The organism is Pedobacter sp. (genome assembly GCF_041645105.1).
Taxonomy (GTDB): domain Bacteria; phylum Bacteroidota; class Bacteroidia; order Sphingobacteriales; family Sphingobacteriaceae; genus Pedobacter.
The window spans coordinates 640122-659392 of sequence record NZ_JBAZQQ010000002.1 but is presented as its reverse complement, the minus strand read 5'-3'; the positions used below and the strand labels follow the sequence as shown (position 1 = coordinate 659392).

At 35.0% G+C, this 19271-nt stretch carries 13 protein-coding genes; 9 read left to right on the top strand and 4 right to left on the bottom strand.

Annotation, left to right across the window (positions count from 1 at the left end):
* Positions 1 to 77 precede the first annotated feature (77 nt).
* The 4 genes from WC623_RS09080 to WC623_RS09065 all read left to right on the top strand — a co-directional run bounded on the left by WC623_RS09080 (position 78) and on the right by WC623_RS09065 (position 8168).
* Positions 78 to 2327: a S41 family peptidase gene (locus WC623_RS09080; protein WP_372850152.1), complete on the top strand. Its 2250-nt coding sequence runs from the start codon at positions 78 to 80 to the stop codon at positions 2325 to 2327.
* Positions 2328 to 2366: 39 nt separating this feature from the next.
* On the top strand, positions 2367 to 4199 hold the full coding sequence (locus WC623_RS09075) for a PQQ-binding-like beta-propeller repeat protein (RefSeq protein ID WP_372850150.1): 1833 nt from the start codon (positions 2367 to 2369) through the stop codon (positions 4197 to 4199).
* Between the two features lie 70 nt (positions 4200 to 4269).
* On the top strand, positions 4270 to 6270 hold the full coding sequence (locus tag WC623_RS09070) for a DUF3857 domain-containing protein (protein WP_372850148.1): 2001 nt from the start codon (positions 4270 to 4272) through the stop codon (positions 6268 to 6270).
* Positions 6270 to 8168, top strand: a complete 1899-nt coding sequence (locus WC623_RS09065) for a DUF3857 domain-containing protein (RefSeq protein ID WP_372850146.1) — start codon at positions 6270 to 6272, stop codon at positions 8166 to 8168. Before WC623_RS09070 ends, WC623_RS09065 begins: the two co-directional genes overlap by 1 nt.
* Positions 8169 to 8191: 23 nt before the next feature.
* On the opposite strand, the gene WC623_RS09060 is transcribed toward WC623_RS09065, so the two are convergent.
* Both WC623_RS09060 and WC623_RS09055 read right to left on the bottom strand, forming a co-directional pair.
* On the bottom strand, positions 8192 to 9466 hold the full coding sequence (locus tag WC623_RS09060; RefSeq protein WP_372850145.1) for a M16 family metallopeptidase: 1275 nt from the start codon (positions 9464 to 9466) through the stop codon (positions 8192 to 8194).
* Positions 9459 to 10703, bottom strand: coding sequence for a M16 family metallopeptidase (locus tag WC623_RS09055; protein ID WP_372850143.1), 1245 nt, complete (start codon positions 10701 to 10703; stop codon positions 9459 to 9461). Before WC623_RS09055 ends, WC623_RS09060 begins: the two co-directional genes overlap by 8 nt.
* 114 nt (positions 10704 to 10817) lie before the next feature.
* Between WC623_RS09055 and mqnC the strand changes: the two genes are divergently transcribed.
* The 5 genes from mqnC (at position 10818) to WC623_RS09030 (ending at position 17534) form a co-directional block, all read left to right on the top strand.
* Positions 10818 to 11942, top strand: a complete 1125-nt coding sequence (gene mqnC, locus WC623_RS09050; protein ID WP_372850141.1) for a cyclic dehypoxanthinyl futalosine synthase — start codon at positions 10818 to 10820, stop codon at positions 11940 to 11942.
* A 63-nt stretch (positions 11943 to 12005) separates the two neighbouring features.
* Positions 12006 to 12779 (top strand): LytR/AlgR family response regulator transcription factor, encoded by a 774-nt coding sequence (locus tag WC623_RS09045; RefSeq protein ID WP_372850139.1) that lies wholly within the window; start codon positions 12006 to 12008, stop codon positions 12777 to 12779.
* Positions 12697 to 15717: a two-component regulator propeller domain-containing protein gene (locus WC623_RS09040; protein ID WP_372850137.1), complete on the top strand. Its 3021-nt coding sequence runs from the start codon at positions 12697 to 12699 to the stop codon at positions 15715 to 15717. The genes WC623_RS09045 and WC623_RS09040 overlap by 83 nt, the downstream gene beginning before the upstream one ends.
* Positions 15718 to 16131: 414 nt before the next feature.
* A complete protein-coding gene (locus WC623_RS09035; RefSeq protein ID WP_349786351.1) occupies positions 16132 to 16323 on the top strand; it encodes a hypothetical protein in 192 nt (63 codons plus the stop codon).
* A 92-nt stretch (positions 16324 to 16415) separates the two neighbouring features.
* The gene (locus WC623_RS09030; protein ID WP_372850135.1) at positions 16416 to 17534 is read left to right on the top strand and encodes a GNAT family N-acetyltransferase; all 1119 of its coding nucleotides are present in this window, start codon (positions 16416 to 16418) and stop codon (positions 17532 to 17534) included.
* Here WC623_RS09030 and WC623_RS09025 read toward each other — a convergent pair.
* Both WC623_RS09025 and murC read right to left on the bottom strand, forming a co-directional pair.
* Positions 17531 to 17866: a helix-turn-helix domain-containing protein gene (locus WC623_RS09025; protein ID WP_372850133.1), complete on the bottom strand. Its 336-nt coding sequence runs from the start codon at positions 17864 to 17866 to the stop codon at positions 17531 to 17533. The genes WC623_RS09030 and WC623_RS09025 overlap by 4 nt on opposite strands.
* A gap of 29 nt (positions 17867 to 17895) precedes the next feature.
* On the bottom strand, positions 17896 to 19263 hold the full coding sequence (gene murC / locus WC623_RS09020; protein WP_372850131.1) for a UDP-N-acetylmuramate--L-alanine ligase: 1368 nt from the start codon (positions 19261 to 19263) through the stop codon (positions 17896 to 17898).
* Positions 19264 to 19271 lie beyond the last annotated feature (8 nt).

Sequence of the window (19271 nt, the reverse complement as noted above, 5' to 3'; positions counted from 1 at the left end):
AAATTCCATGTTAAAATCGGTTAAACACAGGTAATCAAGGCTTTTATTTATTAGATTTATACTAAACATTATAAACCATGAAAAGCTGCCTCTCTATTATTCTGATATTTTTTTTTCATGTAGGCTTGTCAGCCCAAGAAATTAACCATCAGCAAAAAATTAACAACATTGTTAGTTTCGCTAATTTATATGGTTATGTAAGATATTTCCACCCATCAGATGAAGCTTCAAAAATCAACTGGGAAGAATTCGTTTATTACGGAATTAAAACTGTGGAAAATGCACCAAACCCGATAATTTTAAATCAAAAGCTCATTGAATTATTTGTTCCAATAGCACCATCAATACTTATTAAACCAGGTATAAAAGCTCATGAGTTTAACGTTAAATCAATTACTCCGGCAATTTCAATGGCTATGCGCGATACTGTTACCTGGCAGCATTATGGAATGGGGGTAGCTAACATCCTTTATAAAAGCATAAGAACAAACAGACCATATAAGATAGTTAATGATAAATCAAGAGGTTATGGCAATGCAATTAACCATATAGATGCAAAGCCTTATAGAGGAATGAAAATCCGCTTAAAGTCATCGATAAAGGTAGCCGATGGTGGTACAGGCCAAATGTGGATCCGGGTAGATCGAGAAAACAAAATAATGGGCTTTTTTGAAAATATGGATAGCAGGCCTGTTAAAAAAGAAAGTTGGGGAACTTATGAAATTATAGGAAATGTTGATAGCGACGCTGTATCTATTGTATTTGGAACTTTCTTAGCAGGCTCTGGAAAGGTATGGATTGACGACTTCAGTTTAGAAGTTGAAGACAATGGTAAATGGATGCAAATACCCATTAAAAATGCCTCCTTTGAAGATGATGCAAAATCACCTAAAGATTGGCTTGCTAATGCTCCGGGATATCAATATGAAATGGTCTCTGGGGATGCAACAAATGGAAATTACTCCTTGCTCATACAAGAAGGATCAATGACCAAAACGGAAAAACAAATTTTTGATAACAAACCTAAATTTGGAGAATATTTTATTAAAGATATAGGAACTGGGCTGACTTGTCTTGTCCCTTTAGTTCTTATGGGAAATGAAGCTATTACCTATCCCACAGCTAATCCAGTTCAACTAAGCAACTTAATGACTAAAATAAAAAGTTCACTTCCTCAAGCAATGTCTACAAAGGACATATATACTCGTTTGAGTGGAATTACCATAACATGGAATGCTTTTAAACATTTTTACCCTTACCATGAAGAAATAAATACCGACTGGTTCAAACAATTACCTATTGCCTTAGGCGCAGTGTTTAGTAATAAAACCACAACTGATTATGTAAGTGTACTCAGACGTTTAACAGAAAAACTAAAAGATGGGCATATTAGAGTAAGTAATCCTTCATTTAATGATTTTTACAATATAACTGCTGGTCCGGCTCTGGTTGAAGGCAAACTGATCATTCGTGAAATAGACTCAATACCAGATCAAGCCAAACTTCCTTTATTGCCTGGAGACGAAATCATTAGTATTAATGGAAAGTCAGCACTCCAAAAATTAGATTCATTAAAAAGGCAAATCTCCGGATCAGATCAATGGAAAACGGCAAGGGCCTTACCGGAGCTATTTAGTGGAACAAAAGACTCTGAATTTTTGCTGGGTATTAAAAGAAATAACGATACACAAACATTAAAACTGACTAGAAAAAACTATAGAACCCCGAATAAAAAAACTACAATTAAAAAATTGGACAGTGGGATTTATTTCATCGATATCAGTACAACTAAAATGGATGAAATAAAAAAGATTCTACCAGAATTGGTAAAGGCGAAAGGCATTAAATGTGATTTGCGTGGCTATCCAACTAACAATCACGAATTTATTAATTACCTTTTAACTGAAAACGACAATAACAAATGGATGTTTGTACCGAAGATTACCTACCCGGATTTCGAAAAAGTAAGTTATGATGGTATCGGTTGGAACTTAAAACCATCAACACCACATATTTCTGCTAAAGTTATATTTCTGACAGGGGGAGGTGCGATCAGCTATGCTGAGAGTTACATGAGTTTTATAAAATACTACCAACTTGCTACAATTGTTGGGCAACCTACCGCGGGAGCAAATGGGAATGTAAATAGATTTTCTATACCAGGTGGAATATCAATATCCTTTACCGGAATGAAAGTAAAGCAACAAGATGGAAGTCAACTTCAAGGCATTGGCATCCAGCCAGACATTTTCATTACAGAAACTCAAAAAGCTATTAGAGAGGGGCGGGATGAATATCTTGAAAAAGCACTGGAACTGTTGAAATAAAAAAGATGTAAATTTAGCCGAATAAATCATTACCAATATATGAAGTATCTATTTTTCATTTTATCCCTGACATGCCATTTCTTGTGTGTAGATGCACAGGATTTTAAGTATGCTTTTGTTACCGATACCCATGTAGGTACAGCGACTGGTGAAGAAGATTTGCGTCGAACAGTTAAAGACATCAATAGTCAACACGATCTGGATTTTATATTGGTAACTGGCGATGTAACCGAAATGGGAACGAAGCTAGAGATTAAACTGGCGAATTCAATACTAAACGGACTAAAGAAACCTTATTATGTAATACCTGGCAACCATGACACAGGATGGTCCGAGTCAGGTGGGGTTGACTTTATTAAAGCTTTCGGTGATGATAAATTCACTTTTGATCATAATGGCTATCGCTTCATTTTATGTGCATCTGGACCATATGTTAGGATGTCTGATGGACATATTCCTCGTGACGCTGTTGTTTGGTTAGATAAAATTCTTAAAAAAACACCTGCAGATATGCCAATCGTGTTTATCAACCACTACCCTATTGACAATAGTTTAGACAATTGGTACGAAGCGACTGACAGAATAAAAAAATACAATATTCAATATGCCATTTGTGGTCATGGCCATGCCAACCAGGCACTTGACTTTGAAGGTATACCTGGTACAATGGGCCGCTCTAACTTGCGAGCAAAAGATACCTTAGGTGGATATAATATTGTAACTATGTATACTGACTCTGCCCTTTTTGCCGTGAAAAAACCAGGTCTTAATATAGAACAACCATGGAGAAAAATTGCACTTGGAACTTTTAAGGCAACCAGTACGCAAGGCGAAAGGCCATCTTATCAGATTAATTCTACCTATCCACAAGTCACCAAGGTTTGGACTTACCATGCTCCTGCTAATGTGGTACTCACCCCTGCAACTGATGGTAAACTAGTCATATTTGGAAATAGTATTGGCGAAGTGGAAGCTTTAGATATAAACAATGGAAGCAAAAAATGGACATTTAAAACTAAAGGGGCAATTTATTCATCACCTGCAATAGCAGAGAATATTATTGTTATTGGCTCAGGTGATGGCAATATTTACGCCTTGCAAATGCAGACAGGTAAACAAATCTGGAAGTTTAAAACTAAGGCATCAGTACTTGGCAGTCCCATAATTGCAAATAATGTGGTTTACATTGGTGGAAGTGACAATAATTTCAGAGCACTTGATTTAAGTACCGGAAGACAATTATGGACTTTTAATGATGTTGCGGGTTCAATTGTAGGCAAACCTTTATTGTATGAAGGAAAAGTTATTTTTGGTTCCTGGGGTAGACACTTATATGCTCTAAACCAAATCAATGGTAAACTCTTATGGAAATGGAATAATGGTCATGCAAACCGTATGTTTTCACCTGCCATGTGTACACCAGTTGCCCACAACAGTGTAATTTATGTAGCAGCCCCTGATAGAGTGCTCAATGCCATTGATGCAAATAAGGGAGTATCCCTTTGGAGAAATAAAGAAGCAACAGTGAGAGAGTCTATTGGTATAGCAGAAAATGGGAGCATGATATTTGGCAAAACCATGAATAATGATATAGTTGCTTATAAAACACAAGCGACCGATCCTGGAATTGCCTGGAGATTAAATATGGGCTTTGGTTATGAACATGTTCCATCTATGCTTATTGCAAAGGATAATCAGGTGTTTTTCGGAACAAGAAATGGAGTAGTTTATGCCTTTGATCCTGATACACCAAGAACTGTCTGGGCTCATAAAATCGACAACTCAATGGTAAACACAGTTAATGTGATTAATAAAAATAAGATTTTGGTCGCCACAATGGATGGGGTAATCAGCCTGCTGAACGTAAAATAAGATATATATCACATCGAGATAATTATTGTAATAATAATTTTATATAATTGTACAATAAATTATCGCAATCATGAATAAATTACGCTTAATGGCATTGCTATTGCTATGCAATGTCTACTCTTTCGCACAAAACAATCCAAACGTAAAACCTAAAACATTTAAATATGGCAAAATTACTCCTGCCGATTTCGATGTCAAACTTACAGGTGCAGATTCAGCAGCTTCTGCGGTAGCCCTATTTGATGTAGGCAGAGGATTCTTTGAGTTTAGTTCTAAAACAGGAGAATTTATGTATGTTTTAGAACGTCATACTCGCTATAAAATCATCAATAAAAGTGGATATGACTATGGCAATATGGAACTACGATTTTATAAAGGGAGCAATTCGGAATCTAAATTAGATAATATGGAAGCTGCTACCTATAATCTGGAAGGCGGTAAGATCGTAATTAGTAAACTGAATAAAGATGCCAAATTCTCTGAAAAAGAAGACAAAAACTACACCCTCAAAAAATTTGCATTACCCAATGTAAAAGAAGGCTCAATTGTAGAATATAAGTATAGAACAACGAGCGACTTCATTTATACTCTTGGTCCCTGGTATTTCCAACGAGCAATTCCAACCCTTTATTCTGAATTTGATATTACAATTCCTGAATATTATAGATATAAACCTAGCACAGGTGGGTATGTCTACTTAAACCCTAAACGTGAAACTATAAATCAAACTTTCTTGATTAACAGCCAGATGTTAAATGCACAATCTTTAAGGATGAGCTATATCGCTGAAAATGTCCCTGGACTAAAAAGAGAGAATTTCGTAACCACTATGAACGATTACATTAGTAAAATAGGTTTTGAACTTAGCTCTTTTACCATACCTGGACAGGTTTACAAGGACTTTAATACAACGTGGGGGAAAATAGTAACCAGTTTAAAAGAGGAAGAGAATTTTGGCTTATTTTTAAATAAAAGAAGCTATTGTAAAACGATTCTAAAAGACCTCATTAAAGAGGAAACTAATCCGGAAATGGTAACGGCATTGATTTTTGATTACGTGAAGAATAATATCAAATGGAATGATCAGTATAGGATGTTTAGCTCTGAATCAAATCCTAAACTAGTATTTGAAAAGAAAACAGGGAACTCAGCGGACATTAACCTTTGTTTAACAGCCTTATTAACCGAGGCAAATATTACTGCTTACCCAATATTATTAAGCACCAGGGAAAATGGTGCACACCCTGGAGTTCCAATGATTACAGAGTTCAATAATGTCATTGTTCAAGTAGAAATTGGAGATAAAAAGATACTTCTGGATGCAATGGATAAAGACCATAGCCATGATATGATTGCTTATCAAAACCTGAATCATCAAGGACTAAAAGTAAACCTAAAAAATGTCAACGCTGAGTGGATATCACTCGATGAAACAAAATTGAGCAAGAAAAACATCAATTTGATGTTAACATTAGATAATGAGAATAAATTTAGTGGTAAGTTATATCTATCCTCTAATCATTATGAAGCCTTAAATCGAAGAGATAAATATCGTTCGGCTACTAATGAATCTGATTTCCTAAAAGATTATAAAACCGGAAAATCTGGTCTGGGTATTAAAAATTATAAAATTGAAAATCTGGATAATCTGAATGAAAATTTGATTGAGTCAATGGATGTAATGATTGAGGACAATATTGAAGAAGCCGGAAACCTGGTTTATTTTACCCCACTGTTATTTGAACGTACCAAAGAAAATCCATTTAAATTAGAAGAAAGAAAGTTCCCCGTTGATTTTGGTTTCCCAACTGAAGAAAACTATCGCATTACAATAGAACTTCCAAAAGGATATACGCTTGATAAAGCCCCTAAAAACGAAAGAATAGTATTGCCTAATAACACAGCCTCTTTTACATTTATGTTCGCCGCCGAAGAAGGAAAAATAATGATCAATAGTAAAATAGCTATATCTAAAGCATTCTTTACTTCTGATGAATATCATCTTTTAAAAGAATTATTCAAAAATATAGTAAGAAAACAGGCAGAACAAATCGTATTTAAAAAAGGATAATGAGGAAATCGATCTTACTTTTCGCAAGCGTTATACTTGCTTTTACAAAATCAAATGCTCAGGGAATTTACGATGTAAGCAAAATCCCCGCTGCTTTAAAGGAGAACGCAGCTGTCGTAACCAGAAATGAAGAAATGGTTTATGAGGTTAAAAATCCAGGAAGCGCGGTTATGACTTATAAAACTGCCATCACTATCTTAAATAAAAATGGAGAATATGCTTCAAAGATGAAACAGCATTATGATAAATTTTCCAGTATTTCTAGTTTAAGAGCTACCCTATATGATGACAGAGGTAATAAAGTAAAAGATTATAAAAGTGGTGATTTTAAGGATGAAAGTTTTGTTTCTGGTGGAACTTTATACCAGGATGACAGGGTTAAATATTTGGATTTTTTACACACAAACTTCCCATATACTATTGAGTATAGTTATGCTTTAGACTTTAATGGAATACTAAGCTATCCTGGATGGCAACCAATAAGCTCATGGAACCAATCAGTAGAACGAGCCGAATACACTTTTAAAATCCCTCAAACGATGAGCTTTAAACAGCTTAAAAGTAAAGGTTTAAAGACTGATTCTATAAAGGTAAAGGATAAAACACACTATAAATGGGCTTGTCAAAATTTGCCGGCAATAGATTACGAACCAATTAGTACAGGTATAAAAAATATAACGTCTTGGGTAAGTCTTGCACCAAATCAATTTGAGTACGATAACTCGAAGGCTGATATTGAAACCTGGAAAAATATGGGTTCATGGCTATTTACCTTAAGTAATGGTAGACAAGTACTTCCTGAAGCTATAAAAGCTAAAATTAAAAATCTGATTAAAGATGCAAAAACAGATCATGAAAAGATTAGAATATTATATCATTACTTACAATCTAATACCAGATATGTAGGCGTACAGTTAGGCATTGGAGGCTATGTGCCAATTCCAGCAGATAAAGTATCAACAGTGAATTATGGCGACTGCAAAGGCTTATCGAACTATATGAAAGCAATGTTACTTGAGGCTGGAATAAAGTCTAACCTGGTTGTAATTGGTAATGATATGCCTTCATTAAACAAGAACTATGCAAGTATGAACCAGGCAAACCATATGATACTCTGTGTACCCATGGAAAAGGATACAACCTGGTTGGAATGTACAAGTCAATACAAGCCCGCTGGTTTTATTGGCAATGGTAATTCAAACAGAACTGTATTATTAATTACTGAAAATGGTGGGCAACTGGCACAAACTCCGATATATAACCCAAAAAGTAATTATCAAAAAAGAAAAACACTAGTTGATCTTGATGCAGAAGGTTCAGCAAATATTGCAATTGAAACAGAATATGGAAATTCTCAATATGAAGACAATATTCAGATGATGATTATTGAACCTGGAGAAAAAAGAAAAAAGCTTATGAATAACCTGAGCATTCCAAATATGCAGATAACAGACCTTAGTTATACGCAACCAGATAAACATACTCCTGTATTAAATGAAAAGATAAATTTAAAAAGCACACAAATGCTCACAAAAGGGGGCGACAAGCTATTCCTTACTTTAAACCTATTAAACAGACAAGGAAGTACCCCGACTGCTATTGAAGCCAGGAAAACACCTTTCAGCATTAAATATGGCTATTATGATACCGATGAAATTGTTTACACCATCCCTCAGGGATATAAAGTAGAATTTATTCCTAAAGATGTTCTAATAGAATCTGAATTTGGCAGCTATACAGCAAAGGTTATAGCTAAAGACAATACACTTATTTATACCCGTGTTAAAACAATGGTAAATAAGCAGTATCCTCCGGAAAAGTATAATGATTATGTCGCCTTTTCTAAAAAGATGTATCAGGCTGATAAATTAAAAAGTATCCTGACTAAAATAGAATAGTCAGGATACTTTTATATTATTATTTATTTCTTCCCTACAACAACTTTAGTAAAGCTGTTCGTGTCCAGGTATTTATTAGCCAGTGCTTTTAAATCTTCTGCAGTTATAGTTTTTACTGTTTTAATATAATTCTTGTAATAACTATAATCCAATCCAGAGAAATAGACATTTTTAAATTTATCTGCATGTGAAAAAGCATTTTCCAGGCTACCCAACATGGAACCCAACATATAATTCCTGACCAATGCCAGTTCTTCTTCAACTACCAGTTCATCTTTAAGTATACTAATCTCCTTTTCAATCTCTGCTAACGCATTGTTACATACCTCTGCTCCTACTTCCGTAGCAATAAAGAAATAGCCAGCATCTTTTAAAGAAGCCACAGCTGAACCAATCCCATAAGTATACCCCTTATCTTCGCGAATATTAGCCATTAATCTAGAACCGAAATAACCTCCTAAAAGGCAATTTAGAACCTGGAAGCCAGGGAAATCTGGATGATTCCTTGTAATGGCTAGTCTACCCATTCTTATGGCCGACTGAATAGCCTCGGGACGTTCTACTAAAACTTCGCCCTTATGATCTGCTAAGAACTCAAATTTATTAGGTTTAGCCTTTTCAATATTATCCCATTTATTTCCAAAAACACCATTTAGGATATTAAATTCAGCATCTTCAAACTTACCAGCCACGAAGATGGTACAGTTTTGAGAGGTATAAGCTACTTTAAAATGGTTAAGCAAATCTGCTCTTTTTAGTACATCATAGTTGGATGGCTCAATATTAGAACCATAAGGAGTTTCGCCAAAAAGTGCATTCGCAAAATGCTTTCTGGCAAGAAAATCATTTTTCTGCAAATTTACCTGTAGCGATTGTTTTTGATTTTGTATAAAAATAGCCAATTCCTGTTCCGGAAAAATGCTGTCATTTAAAATAGAACGTAGAATAGGTAATACCGATTGTAAGTGCTTATTTAGAGTATACAGCTTAATACAGGTTTGATCTGCACCATATTCTGTTTGCAAAAAAGCACCATAGTAATCAACCTTATCAGCAATTTCTTTAGCACTAAGTGTACTGGTACCATTATTAATTAAATGACTCGTTGCAATAGCATCCAAAGGTCTTGAAGCATCCCAATTAACATTTTCAAATATAAATTCTATACGAACAAGTTCCTGTTTACCTGCATTAATGGTAAAAACGGGTATACCATTATCCAGCACTTGTTTTAAAGGTTCAATGAAACTAATTTCATCAACCAGTTTTGATTCAGGGGCTAGTGTACGGTTAAGCATTTTGTGTAGTTAAATATTGTAAAACTGAACATTGTTCTTTTGTAAATGTATTCTTTGCAGCTTGTTGTATACGTTCAGGCGTTACAGAAAGATATTTATCAATCTCTGAATTTAATCCCGCAGCATCGCCTAACAATTCATAATGAGCAAGATTCATGGCTTTATCCAATAAACTCATCTCCGCAAAAACCATTATAGACTCCGACTTATTTTTTACTTTTGTAATCTCTTCATCAGTAACTGGTTCCTGAATAAGCTTATTTAATTCAGTCCATATGCCAATCTCTGCTTGTTCAAGACTAACACCTTCAACCAATTTACCCTCTACTACAAATAATCCTTCATCTATACTACTCGTGATATAGGCATGAATATCACTAAACAGCTGTTGTTCTTTCAATAAACTGTTGTATAATCTGGAAGATTGACCTTGCGACAATACATCCGACATCAGATCATAGGCCTGATATTCAGCATCCATTCTTGAAGGCATTTTAAAGGTCATATAGAGAGCATTTAAAGGCACATCTGCTTTAACTGTTTCTCTTCGCTCCTCTATTTGCTTCGGTTCCCTGGGTAATTTTCTCAGGTATTTTTCCCCTGCAGGAATTGGTGCAAACCACTTCTCGGCCAGAACTTTTACATCAGCAGTTTTAACATTCCCACCTACTACCATAATGGCATTTTTAGGATTATAATGCTTTTGGAAAAATGCTTTTACATCCTCCATTTTAGCTTCCTCAATCTGCTTCAAATCTTGTCCGATTGTTGCCCACCTATATGGATGAGTAGTATAAGCAAGAGGTCGTAACTTTAACCACACATCGCCATAAGGCTGATTCAGGTAACGTTGTTTAAACTCTTCACATACTACATTACGCTGTGTTTCAAGACTCTTTTCAGAGAAAGCAAGACTCAACATACGGTCACTCTCTAACCAGAATGCAGTTTCCAGATTTACTGCTGGCAAAGTAATGTAGTAATTGGTAATGTCGTTACTTGTAAAAGCATTGTTCTCACCTCCTACTCGTTGCAATGGTTCGTCATAACTTGGAATATTCACCGAGCCACCAAACATCAGGTGCTCAAATAAATGGGCAAAACCTGTTCTACCTTCTTCTTCATCTCTTGCCCCTACATCATATAATATGTTTAACACCGCCATGGGTGTTGTATCATCTTCGTGTACAAGTACACGTAATCCGTTGGCTAATGTAAAACGATTAAAATCTACCATATTTTAAAAAATATTTGCGCCAAATATAGGAATAATGGACAGTGGAATTCAGTTCATCTTTAATTAAGACAAACAAATTATATTGATAAAAACAAGTTATGGTATATTTGTAGCATGAATACTGCCGAATTACTACAAAGGGCCCTACGTTTCGACTTTTTAACGAAAGAAGAGGGTGTGTTTTTATATCATCATGCTTCAACTGCTGAACTTGCTTATGTTGCTAATGAGCTGAGAAAAAAACAAGTACCCAGTGGTAAGGTTACCTGGCAGATTGACCGTAATGTGAATACTACAAACGTATGTATTGCTAACTGTAAATTTTGCAACTTCTTTAGAAGACCTGGACATGAAGAAAGCTATATTACAGATATTGAAACTTATAAAGTTAAAATTGAAGAAACCTTTAGACTAGGTGGAGATCAGTTACTTCTTCAGGGAGGACATCATCCGGATCTGGGCCTGAAATTCTATGCAGACCTTTTTAAAAAGCTTAAAGAATTGTACCCTGATCTTAAATTACATGCATTGGGTCCGCCGGAAATTGCACATGTAGCTAAATTAGAGGGAATTTCTCATACCGAAGTTTTAAGTGCACTAAAAGAAGCCGGGATGGATTCACTTCCTGGTGCCGGAGCTGAAATATTGAACGACAGAGTCCGCAGGTTGATTTCTAAAGGTAAATGTGGTGGTCAGGAATGGCTGGATGTAATGAGAGCTGCACATCAACTTCATATTACAACCTCAGCAACAATGATGTTTGGTCATGTAGAAACTATTGAGGAACGCTTTGAACACCTGGTTTGGATAAGAGAAGTACAAAGTGAGAAGCCTGCTGATGCTAATGGATTCCTGGCATTTATTCCATGGCCTTTTCAGGATGATGGTACATTATTGAAACGCTTAAGAGGGATTAGTAATAATGTTTCTGGTGATGAGTACATCCGTATGCTCGCCTTAAGCCGCATCATGCTTCCCAACATTAAGAATATACAAGCATCATGGCTTACTGTAGGTAAAAATGTTGCCGAACTTTGTCTACATGCGGGTGCAAATGATTTTGGCTCTATCATGATCGAAGAAAATGTAGTATCTGCTGCTGGTGCGCCTCATCGTTTTACGGCAAAGGGCATTCAGGATGCAATCAGAGAAGCCGGTTTTGAACCGCAATTACGTGGCCAACAGTATAATTATCGTGATTTACCAGACCACCTGGAAGAACAGGTAATAGATTATTAACAGTTAAAAGCGCTTGTTTTTACCTTTTTTTTAATAAATTGACCTTTATTAAAAACAAAAAATGTGCTAAATACTATTATTGTCGACGATGAAGAATTCGCCCGTTCTTCATTATACTTTCTTTTACAGGAAAATTGTGAGCATATACACATCTCCGGCATAGCAAAATCTGTGACCGAAGCCCGTACACTTCTTGCCAATAATAGTATTGATCTAATATTTCTGGATATTGCCATGCCTGGTGAAAATGGCTTTGAATTAATCCCAGATGCACAATCGCACAATGCGCACGTCATATTTACTACAGCATACGATCAATATGCACTAAAAGCGATTAAAGCGAATGCACTTGATTACTTATTAAAGCCTATTGATATTGATGAACTAAAAGTCGCGGTCGATAAAGCAGAAAAATACATTAGTGTCAATAAAAAAGATAATCATCACAAAGAAAGCCTTCAAAATCTGGCAGTAAACCTTGCTGACAGAAATGAAATCAGAAAAATCAGCTTGCCAAACGGACAAGGATACAGCTTGGTTAATGTTGACGATATAATCCATATTGCTGCAGATAGTAATTATTCAGTTTTCTACCTTCAGAACAATGATAAAATCACAGTATCTAAAGTATTGAAAGAGTATGAAGAAATATTACCTGATTACCAATTTATAAGAATACACAAATCAAGTATCGTCAACCTCAATTATGTAAAGGAGTATAATTCAAAAAACGGATTGGAAGTGATCCTAAAAAATGGCGAAAAGATTGCCGTATCCAGAAGACGTGCCGCAGATTTCAGTGATAAGATTAAATCATACACAAATATTGACAAATAGCAATACATATCGGACAACGAGGTTTTTAATTGCAGTATTGACATTGCTGATATCTAACTTTTCAGTATACTCACAAACTACCTTTTTACAACACTTCACCACCAAAAAAGGACTTCCAAGCAACAACTGCTATTATACCATTCAAGACTCCAAAGGATATATTTGGGTAGCAACAGATGCGGGAGTAAGTAGGTTTGACGGAAAAGTATTTGAGAACTTTTCTATAGATGACGGGCTCCCTGATAACCAAATCTTACAGCTAAAGGAAGATAAAAGTGGTAAAATCTGGTTCTTAGCACTAAATGGACAACTTAGTTATTTCCTCAATGGAAAAATATATAATGAAAACAACGATAAGCTATTAAAACTATTAAAAGTTAATGCAGTAATTGTCTCTTTTTTCGAAGACAGCAAAGGAAGGATCTGGTTTGGTACAAATAAAAATATATTGGTTATGTGGGATGGTAAAGCCATCATAAAATACATATCTGCCAGTGCCATTCATCCATATACAAACACATTTATACATGAAGATACAAATGGATCAATATGGGCTTTTAGCAACGAATGTATCCGCATTTTTAACAACAAAACCTTTACCGTATCATCTCACGGAACGTTACCCCTCTCCTATAAAACAATACTTAACCTGCCTGATAAAAGCCTTGGATATTTAGATAAAAAAGGTCTGAATATAAGAAAAGGTGCCACCCAATATTTACACCTAAAAATTGATACGGCATTGCTGACCAATAACCCAGGATATTTTTACTTTGAAAAAGATGACCTGTGGTTAAGTAATGCGAATGGTGCACATCACATAGACCATTCCGGAATAACAACAACTTACTTAGACAATATATCTACCAGCCAGGTAATCAAAGACTCAAAAAGTAACATGTGGTTTACCACAAATAATGGCATCTTTATGCTGCCCCAAAAAGATAGGCGCTTGTACATCATCAATAAAGAAAATGGCTTAAGTACCGATATTGTAAAAAGTGTAGTTAAAGACCCAAACGATAACTTATGGTTGGGATTAGATGATGGTCAGATTAATATTCTGAACCTTGCCTCTAACAAAATCAGTAGAATTCAGTTACCTGATAAAAAAAGATATAATGCCATTAAACAGATGGTTTATGATACTGCACACCAAACCCTGTATTTTAGTTCTGATTATGGCTTAGGTCGGATAAATAATGTAAACGGTAAAAAAAATATTGATTACCTGAAAGAAACAAACAACAGTATGTTTGTAATTAAAAGTTTTAGTATCCCCAAAAACAATACACTGGCAATGGCATTTTCATCCGGTGTATTTATCTTGCCAGACAGAGTAAATCACTTCCAATTCACTTCCATCTACTTCAAACAAGGTGTAGATTTTTTTAGTAATAGAGCATACAGCGTATTCCACGACAGCAAGCAAAATCTATGGTTTTCAAATGTAAATGGACTTTCAGAACTCTCAGGAGGCATTCTGTATAGTTATTATGGAGATCAGGCTCTATTAACCAAAAGGATTAATGATATACAAGAACTCCCTGATGGAACTATTGTTCTTGCGACTGATGGTTATGGAGTTGCATTCTTCAGAAATAAAAAAGTTATCAGATTGATAACTCAGAAAGACGGTCTTGCCAGTAACATCTGTAAAAAGGTATTTGTTAAAGGAAACTACCTATGGATTGTAACCAATAGTGGCATCAACAGAATCGCATTAAATGATAAAAAATATGCAGTCGAATCATTTGAATATACGAATGCTTTATTGGCAGATGATGTAAATGGCTTATATGTTGATAACCATTATGCCTATTTTGCAACAAATAATGGAATGGTATATTTTTCCTATCACAAAGGAGACAATCCTCATGAAGCTCCTAAAGTTTTAATCACATCCATTATAAACAATAAGAAAAAACTAGGGCTTAATTACGCAATGCACACGCTTGCTCCAGCACATAACAATATTGCATTTACCTATAGTGCGATCGACTTCCAGAATAAAAACATTCTGTACCGCTATCGTCTAAAACCTGATGCTGTTTGGACTGAAACCAAAAGTCGCAGATTAGAATTTTCTTCATTGGAACCGGGTGACTATACTTTTGAAATCAGTGCTAAATCTGCAGGTAATAACTGGAGTAGTCCAAACAGTGTAAACTTCTCCTTAAAACGTCATTTTTGGCAAACATTATGGTTTCTGGCAGGAGTTTTTATTATTGCTGGTTTTATATTCTATAAAATTGCAGTGATAATAACAAGAGTACAGAAAAATAAGGAACAGCAGCAACTCCTGCTAAAAAACAAGATTTTAATGCTCGAGCAAAGGGCATTACAAGCAATGATGAACCCACATTTTGTTTTTAATGTGATGAACTCTATCCAGCACTACATCAACACCAAGGATACAAATTCAGCAAACAAAATATTAACGGGATTCGCTAAACTGATCAGAAAAAATCTGGAAATCTGTACTAAAAGCTTTATCAGTCTGGAAGAAGAACTTGACTACCTGGAATTGTACCTTAGCCTGGAGAAAAAGAGATTTGGGGAAAAGTTCCAATACACAATCCGTGTAAACCCTGAAATCGATAAAGAGGAAACCATGATCCCATCTATGATCCTCCAACCTTATATTGAAAATGCAATATGGCACGGATTAATGCCTAAAGAAGAAGGCGGTCATTTAAACATCCATATTGATTTTCAGGGAAAAGAACAGTTGCTCATACAGATTATTGATGATGGTGTAGGAATAGATAATTCACTAAATAACAAAAAGGGGCACCATGTCAGTAAAGGTATGAGTCTGACTAAAGAACGTATCAACTTATTGAACCAGGTTGAACCAAATCCTATACAAATAGACATTAAACAAAACGGTTTATCGGGCACCTATGTTTCGATATTAGTGCCATTGATACACTAATTTACCGTTTACTCAATTATTCATACCACTTACTAAGTTTGCATTAATCATTAAAGAATTAGCATTAAACTTGTTATATATATTAAAACAAACAGAAGTTTGTAAAAAGCGTTCTTATAGGATTGATCAAAGATATTTTTACCTAACCTAAAACTATATCTCAATTCAGGTTTCATTTGTGTGTTAAAAAATGGTAAAGTTCATAGCTTTACCATTTTTTTTACCCCTATTTCTCAGGCCATCAACTCATCAAAAATTTGGTAAGATTATTTTAAATAAATTCTTTGTGAGTTTTCCTTTTTGTGTTACTTTTGATTGCTGAAAATTTAAAAAAACATCGTTCTTTTGATTTAAAAAGATTTTTAGTAAATTTAACTTATCAAATAAAACCCTTACGGAATTATATTTTTTGTAATGAAAACTCCAAAAAAACCAATTAACAAAAGCAAAGCAGAAGATCCGGAAAATGATCTGGATGATTCGTATGAAGGAACAAGTAAAAAGAAATCATACGATGATGATGAAGATGACGACCTCGATATGCCATTAGATGATCTGGACACCTTTGATAGTTTTGGTTCGGATGATGATGATGACGACTATTAACAACAAAAAAATATTGATTAATAAAGCATCCTTAACGGGATGCTTTTTAATTTAAAACCACTAGTTCATTTTTTAAATCCCTAATAGGAGAAATGCAAATAACCCTTGTATCCGGAAAGCGTTCCAGGAAAGATTTTTTAGACACTGCGAGATTGATTTATAAAGATGATAAAAATTGGATCTGCCCCCTTGATCAGGATATTGAGCAAATATTTGATTCCCATAAAAATCCTTTTTTCCAACATGGGAAATGCGTAAGATGGGTACTAAAAGATGATAATGGGATTCCAATTGGTCGTATTGCAGCCTTTATAAATGATAAAAAAGCATTCCAATGGGAACAACCTACCGGAGGAATAGGCTTCTTTGAATGTGTGAATAATAAAGATGCTGCTTTTTTATTATTTGATACTGCAAAATCATGGCTGCAGAAAAATGGCATGAAAGCAATGGATGGTCCTATCAACTTTGGCGAGAATGATTCATTCTGGGGTTTACTTGTAGAAGGCTTTACGCCTCCATCCTATGGCATGAATTACCATCACCCATACTATCATTCGTTTTTTATTGATTATGGCTTTAAAAAGGAGTATGAGCAAATCACCAATCATTTGGCAGTTAGAAAACCATTCCCGGAACGCTTTACGAAAATTGCCAATTGGGTGGCTAATAAACCAGGATATACATTTGAACACTTTTCAAAAAAGAATGCTTCAAAATATGTTGCTGACCTAATGGAAATTTACAATGATGCATGGAAAGACTTTGAAAATTTTGTACCTATTAAAAAGGAAACACTTGAAGAAAGCTTTCAAAAAATGCAAACCATTATGGACGAGAAACTAATCTGGTTTGCCTATATTAATGGGGAACCAGCATCTTTTGTAGTCATTATACCAGATGCCAACCAAATGATTAAAGATTTCAACGGGAAACTAGGTTTATTAGAAAAATTGAAGTTTGTATACAAACGATGGGTAGGTGTAAACCGTATGCGGGCAATTGTAATGGGAACAAAATCTGCATTTCAAAAACATGGTCTTGAATCTGCTTTGTTCATTAAACTGAAAGAGTATGTTTTACCTATGAATCAGTATGATGAGCTGGAACTTTCCTGGGTTGGAGACTTCAACGATAAGATGCTCTCGATTCATGAAGCAACAGGTGCCACTTTTGGAAAGCGACACCTGACGATGCGTAAAATATTTTAATTTTTTTTCTCTCTGATTTCTTCGTAAAGATCGATAACCTTTTTTTGAAGTTTAATGATTTCTTCTTCTCTAAGTGAAAGCTTTTCTTTCAAATTATTAATTTCCTCAAAATTAAGGGACTGAGGGTTCTCTCCTTCCTTAGAGATAATGTCCATCGTAGAAACCTCGAAAAGACCTGCAATCTGGCCAAGTCTGGAAATGTTTATATCAGTAATACCAGTCTCGATTTTTGAAAAAGCAGGGATTGAAATATTTAGACGCTTGGCTACTTCCCCTTGGCTCCAACCATTTTTTTGGCGCAGTTGTCTAATGTTTTTTCCAATGATATTCATATTATTAATTTAGGTGTGTAATCTTGTATTTATATTCCTTGCTCAACTGTATTCAACTCACGTGCCAAATTAACAAGATCAACTCCCCCAAAATTTCCTGAACTCATCAAAAGTAAGTTCGTACGATAAAAATTTACTCTATAAAAATATTCTTTTAACCGTTCTGAATTATCAAAAAACAGCAAATCAGCCCTTTTGAACGCCATTTGAACATCTTCCTTAGAAAAAGGCTCTAGACGTTTATGCTGAAAAGTTTTTTCATCAATGTATACAATTGCCGTATCAGCTGTCGCCATGGTGTCTGCATATTGAACCAGAAAATCCTTATTCAGACTGCTAAATGTATGTAACTCTATACACGCAACTAATTTCCTATTGGGAAATTGAGCTTTAACTGCGTCCACTGTTGCCTTTAGCTTTGACGGTGAATGTGCAAAATCTTTATACACACTTGTCTCATCACTATTGCGTAAAAGCTCCAACCTCTTTGCAGCCCCAGTGAAAGAACCTATAGCAATATCAAACTGTTTATAATCAATACCAAGTTCTGAACAAATTAATTTTGCAGCATTTATATTCATAAGATTATGATCACCAAAAACCTTAAGCGGAGTTTCATCTGGCAAGAGGTAACTTATGCCATTTTTAACAACATGGTCAGGAATCTCGTAGCCAATTTTTTGTACATCAGCTTTACTTTCCTTAACTATCTTCTCAAGGTCTTTATCGGCACTGCAATAAACTAATTTTCCTCCAGGTACAATTGTATCTATAAACAACTCAAACTGAAGGGTATAATCTGCATAAGTTTTAAATACATTAATATGGTCCCATGCAATTCCACTAATAACAGCCAGATTAGCTTTATACAAATGAAATTTAGGTCTCCTATCTATTGGCGAAGCCAGATACTCATCACCTTCAATCACAATCAAAGGTGCTTCATTCGTAATTTTCACCATTGTATCGAAACCCGCAAGCTGAGCCCCGACCAGATAATCGAAATCTTTTTTGTAATAGTTAAGCACATGTAAAATCATCGACGTAATTGTCGTTTTACCATGACTTCCACCTATTACAACTCTTAATTTATCTTTCGTCTGTTCATAAATATATTCTGGATAAGAATATATTTTAATGCCCATTTCCTGAGCTTTAAGCAATTCAGGATTATCTGTTAACGCATGCATACCTAAAATAACAGCATCCAGATCAGAACTAATCCTGGCCTCGTCCCAACCCATTTTGGCAGGTAAAAGACCATATTTATCCAACCTACTTTGTGAAGGTTCAAAAATGGCATCATCTGAACCAGTCACCTGATAACCTTTTTTATGTAAAGCAATAGCTAAATTATGCATAGCACTGCCACCAATAGCTATAAAATGTATACGCATACTATGAT

Coding starts and splice junctions, on each gene's coding strand:
- WC623_RS09025 (WP_372850133.1), bottom strand. CDS start 17,866: ATGAATATCATTGGAAAAAACATTAGACAACTGCGCCAAAAAAATGGT.
- WC623_RS09065 (WP_372850146.1), top strand. CDS start 6,270: ATGAGGAAATCGATCTTACTTTTCGCAAGCGTTATACTTGCTTTTACA.
- WC623_RS09040 (WP_372850137.1), top strand. CDS start 12,697: ATGGCGAAAAGATTGCCGTATCCAGAAGACGTGCCGCAGATTTCAGTG.
- murC (WP_372850131.1), bottom strand. CDS start 19,263: ATGCGTATACATTTTATAGCTATTGGTGGCAGTGCTATGCATAATTTA.
- WC623_RS09060 (WP_372850145.1), bottom strand. CDS start 9,466: ATGCTTAACCGTACACTAGCCCCTGAATCAAAACTGGTTGATGAAATT.
- mqnC (WP_372850141.1), top strand. CDS start 10,818: ATGAATACTGCCGAATTACTACAAAGGGCCCTACGTTTCGACTTTTTA.
- WC623_RS09035 (WP_349786351.1), top strand. CDS start 16,132: ATGAAAACTCCAAAAAAACCAATTAACAAAAGCAAAGCAGAAGATCCG.
- WC623_RS09080 (WP_372850152.1), top strand. CDS start 78: ATGAAAAGCTGCCTCTCTATTATTCTGATATTTTTTTTTCATGTAGGC.
- WC623_RS09030 (WP_372850135.1), top strand. CDS start 16,416: ATGCAAATAACCCTTGTATCCGGAAAGCGTTCCAGGAAAGATTTTTTA.
- WC623_RS09055 (WP_372850143.1), bottom strand. CDS start 10,703: ATGGTAGATTTTAATCGTTTTACATTAGCCAACGGATTACGTGTACTT.
- WC623_RS09075 (WP_372850150.1), top strand. CDS start 2,367: ATGAAGTATCTATTTTTCATTTTATCCCTGACATGCCATTTCTTGTGT.
- WC623_RS09070 (WP_372850148.1), top strand. CDS start 4,270: ATGAATAAATTACGCTTAATGGCATTGCTATTGCTATGCAATGTCTAC.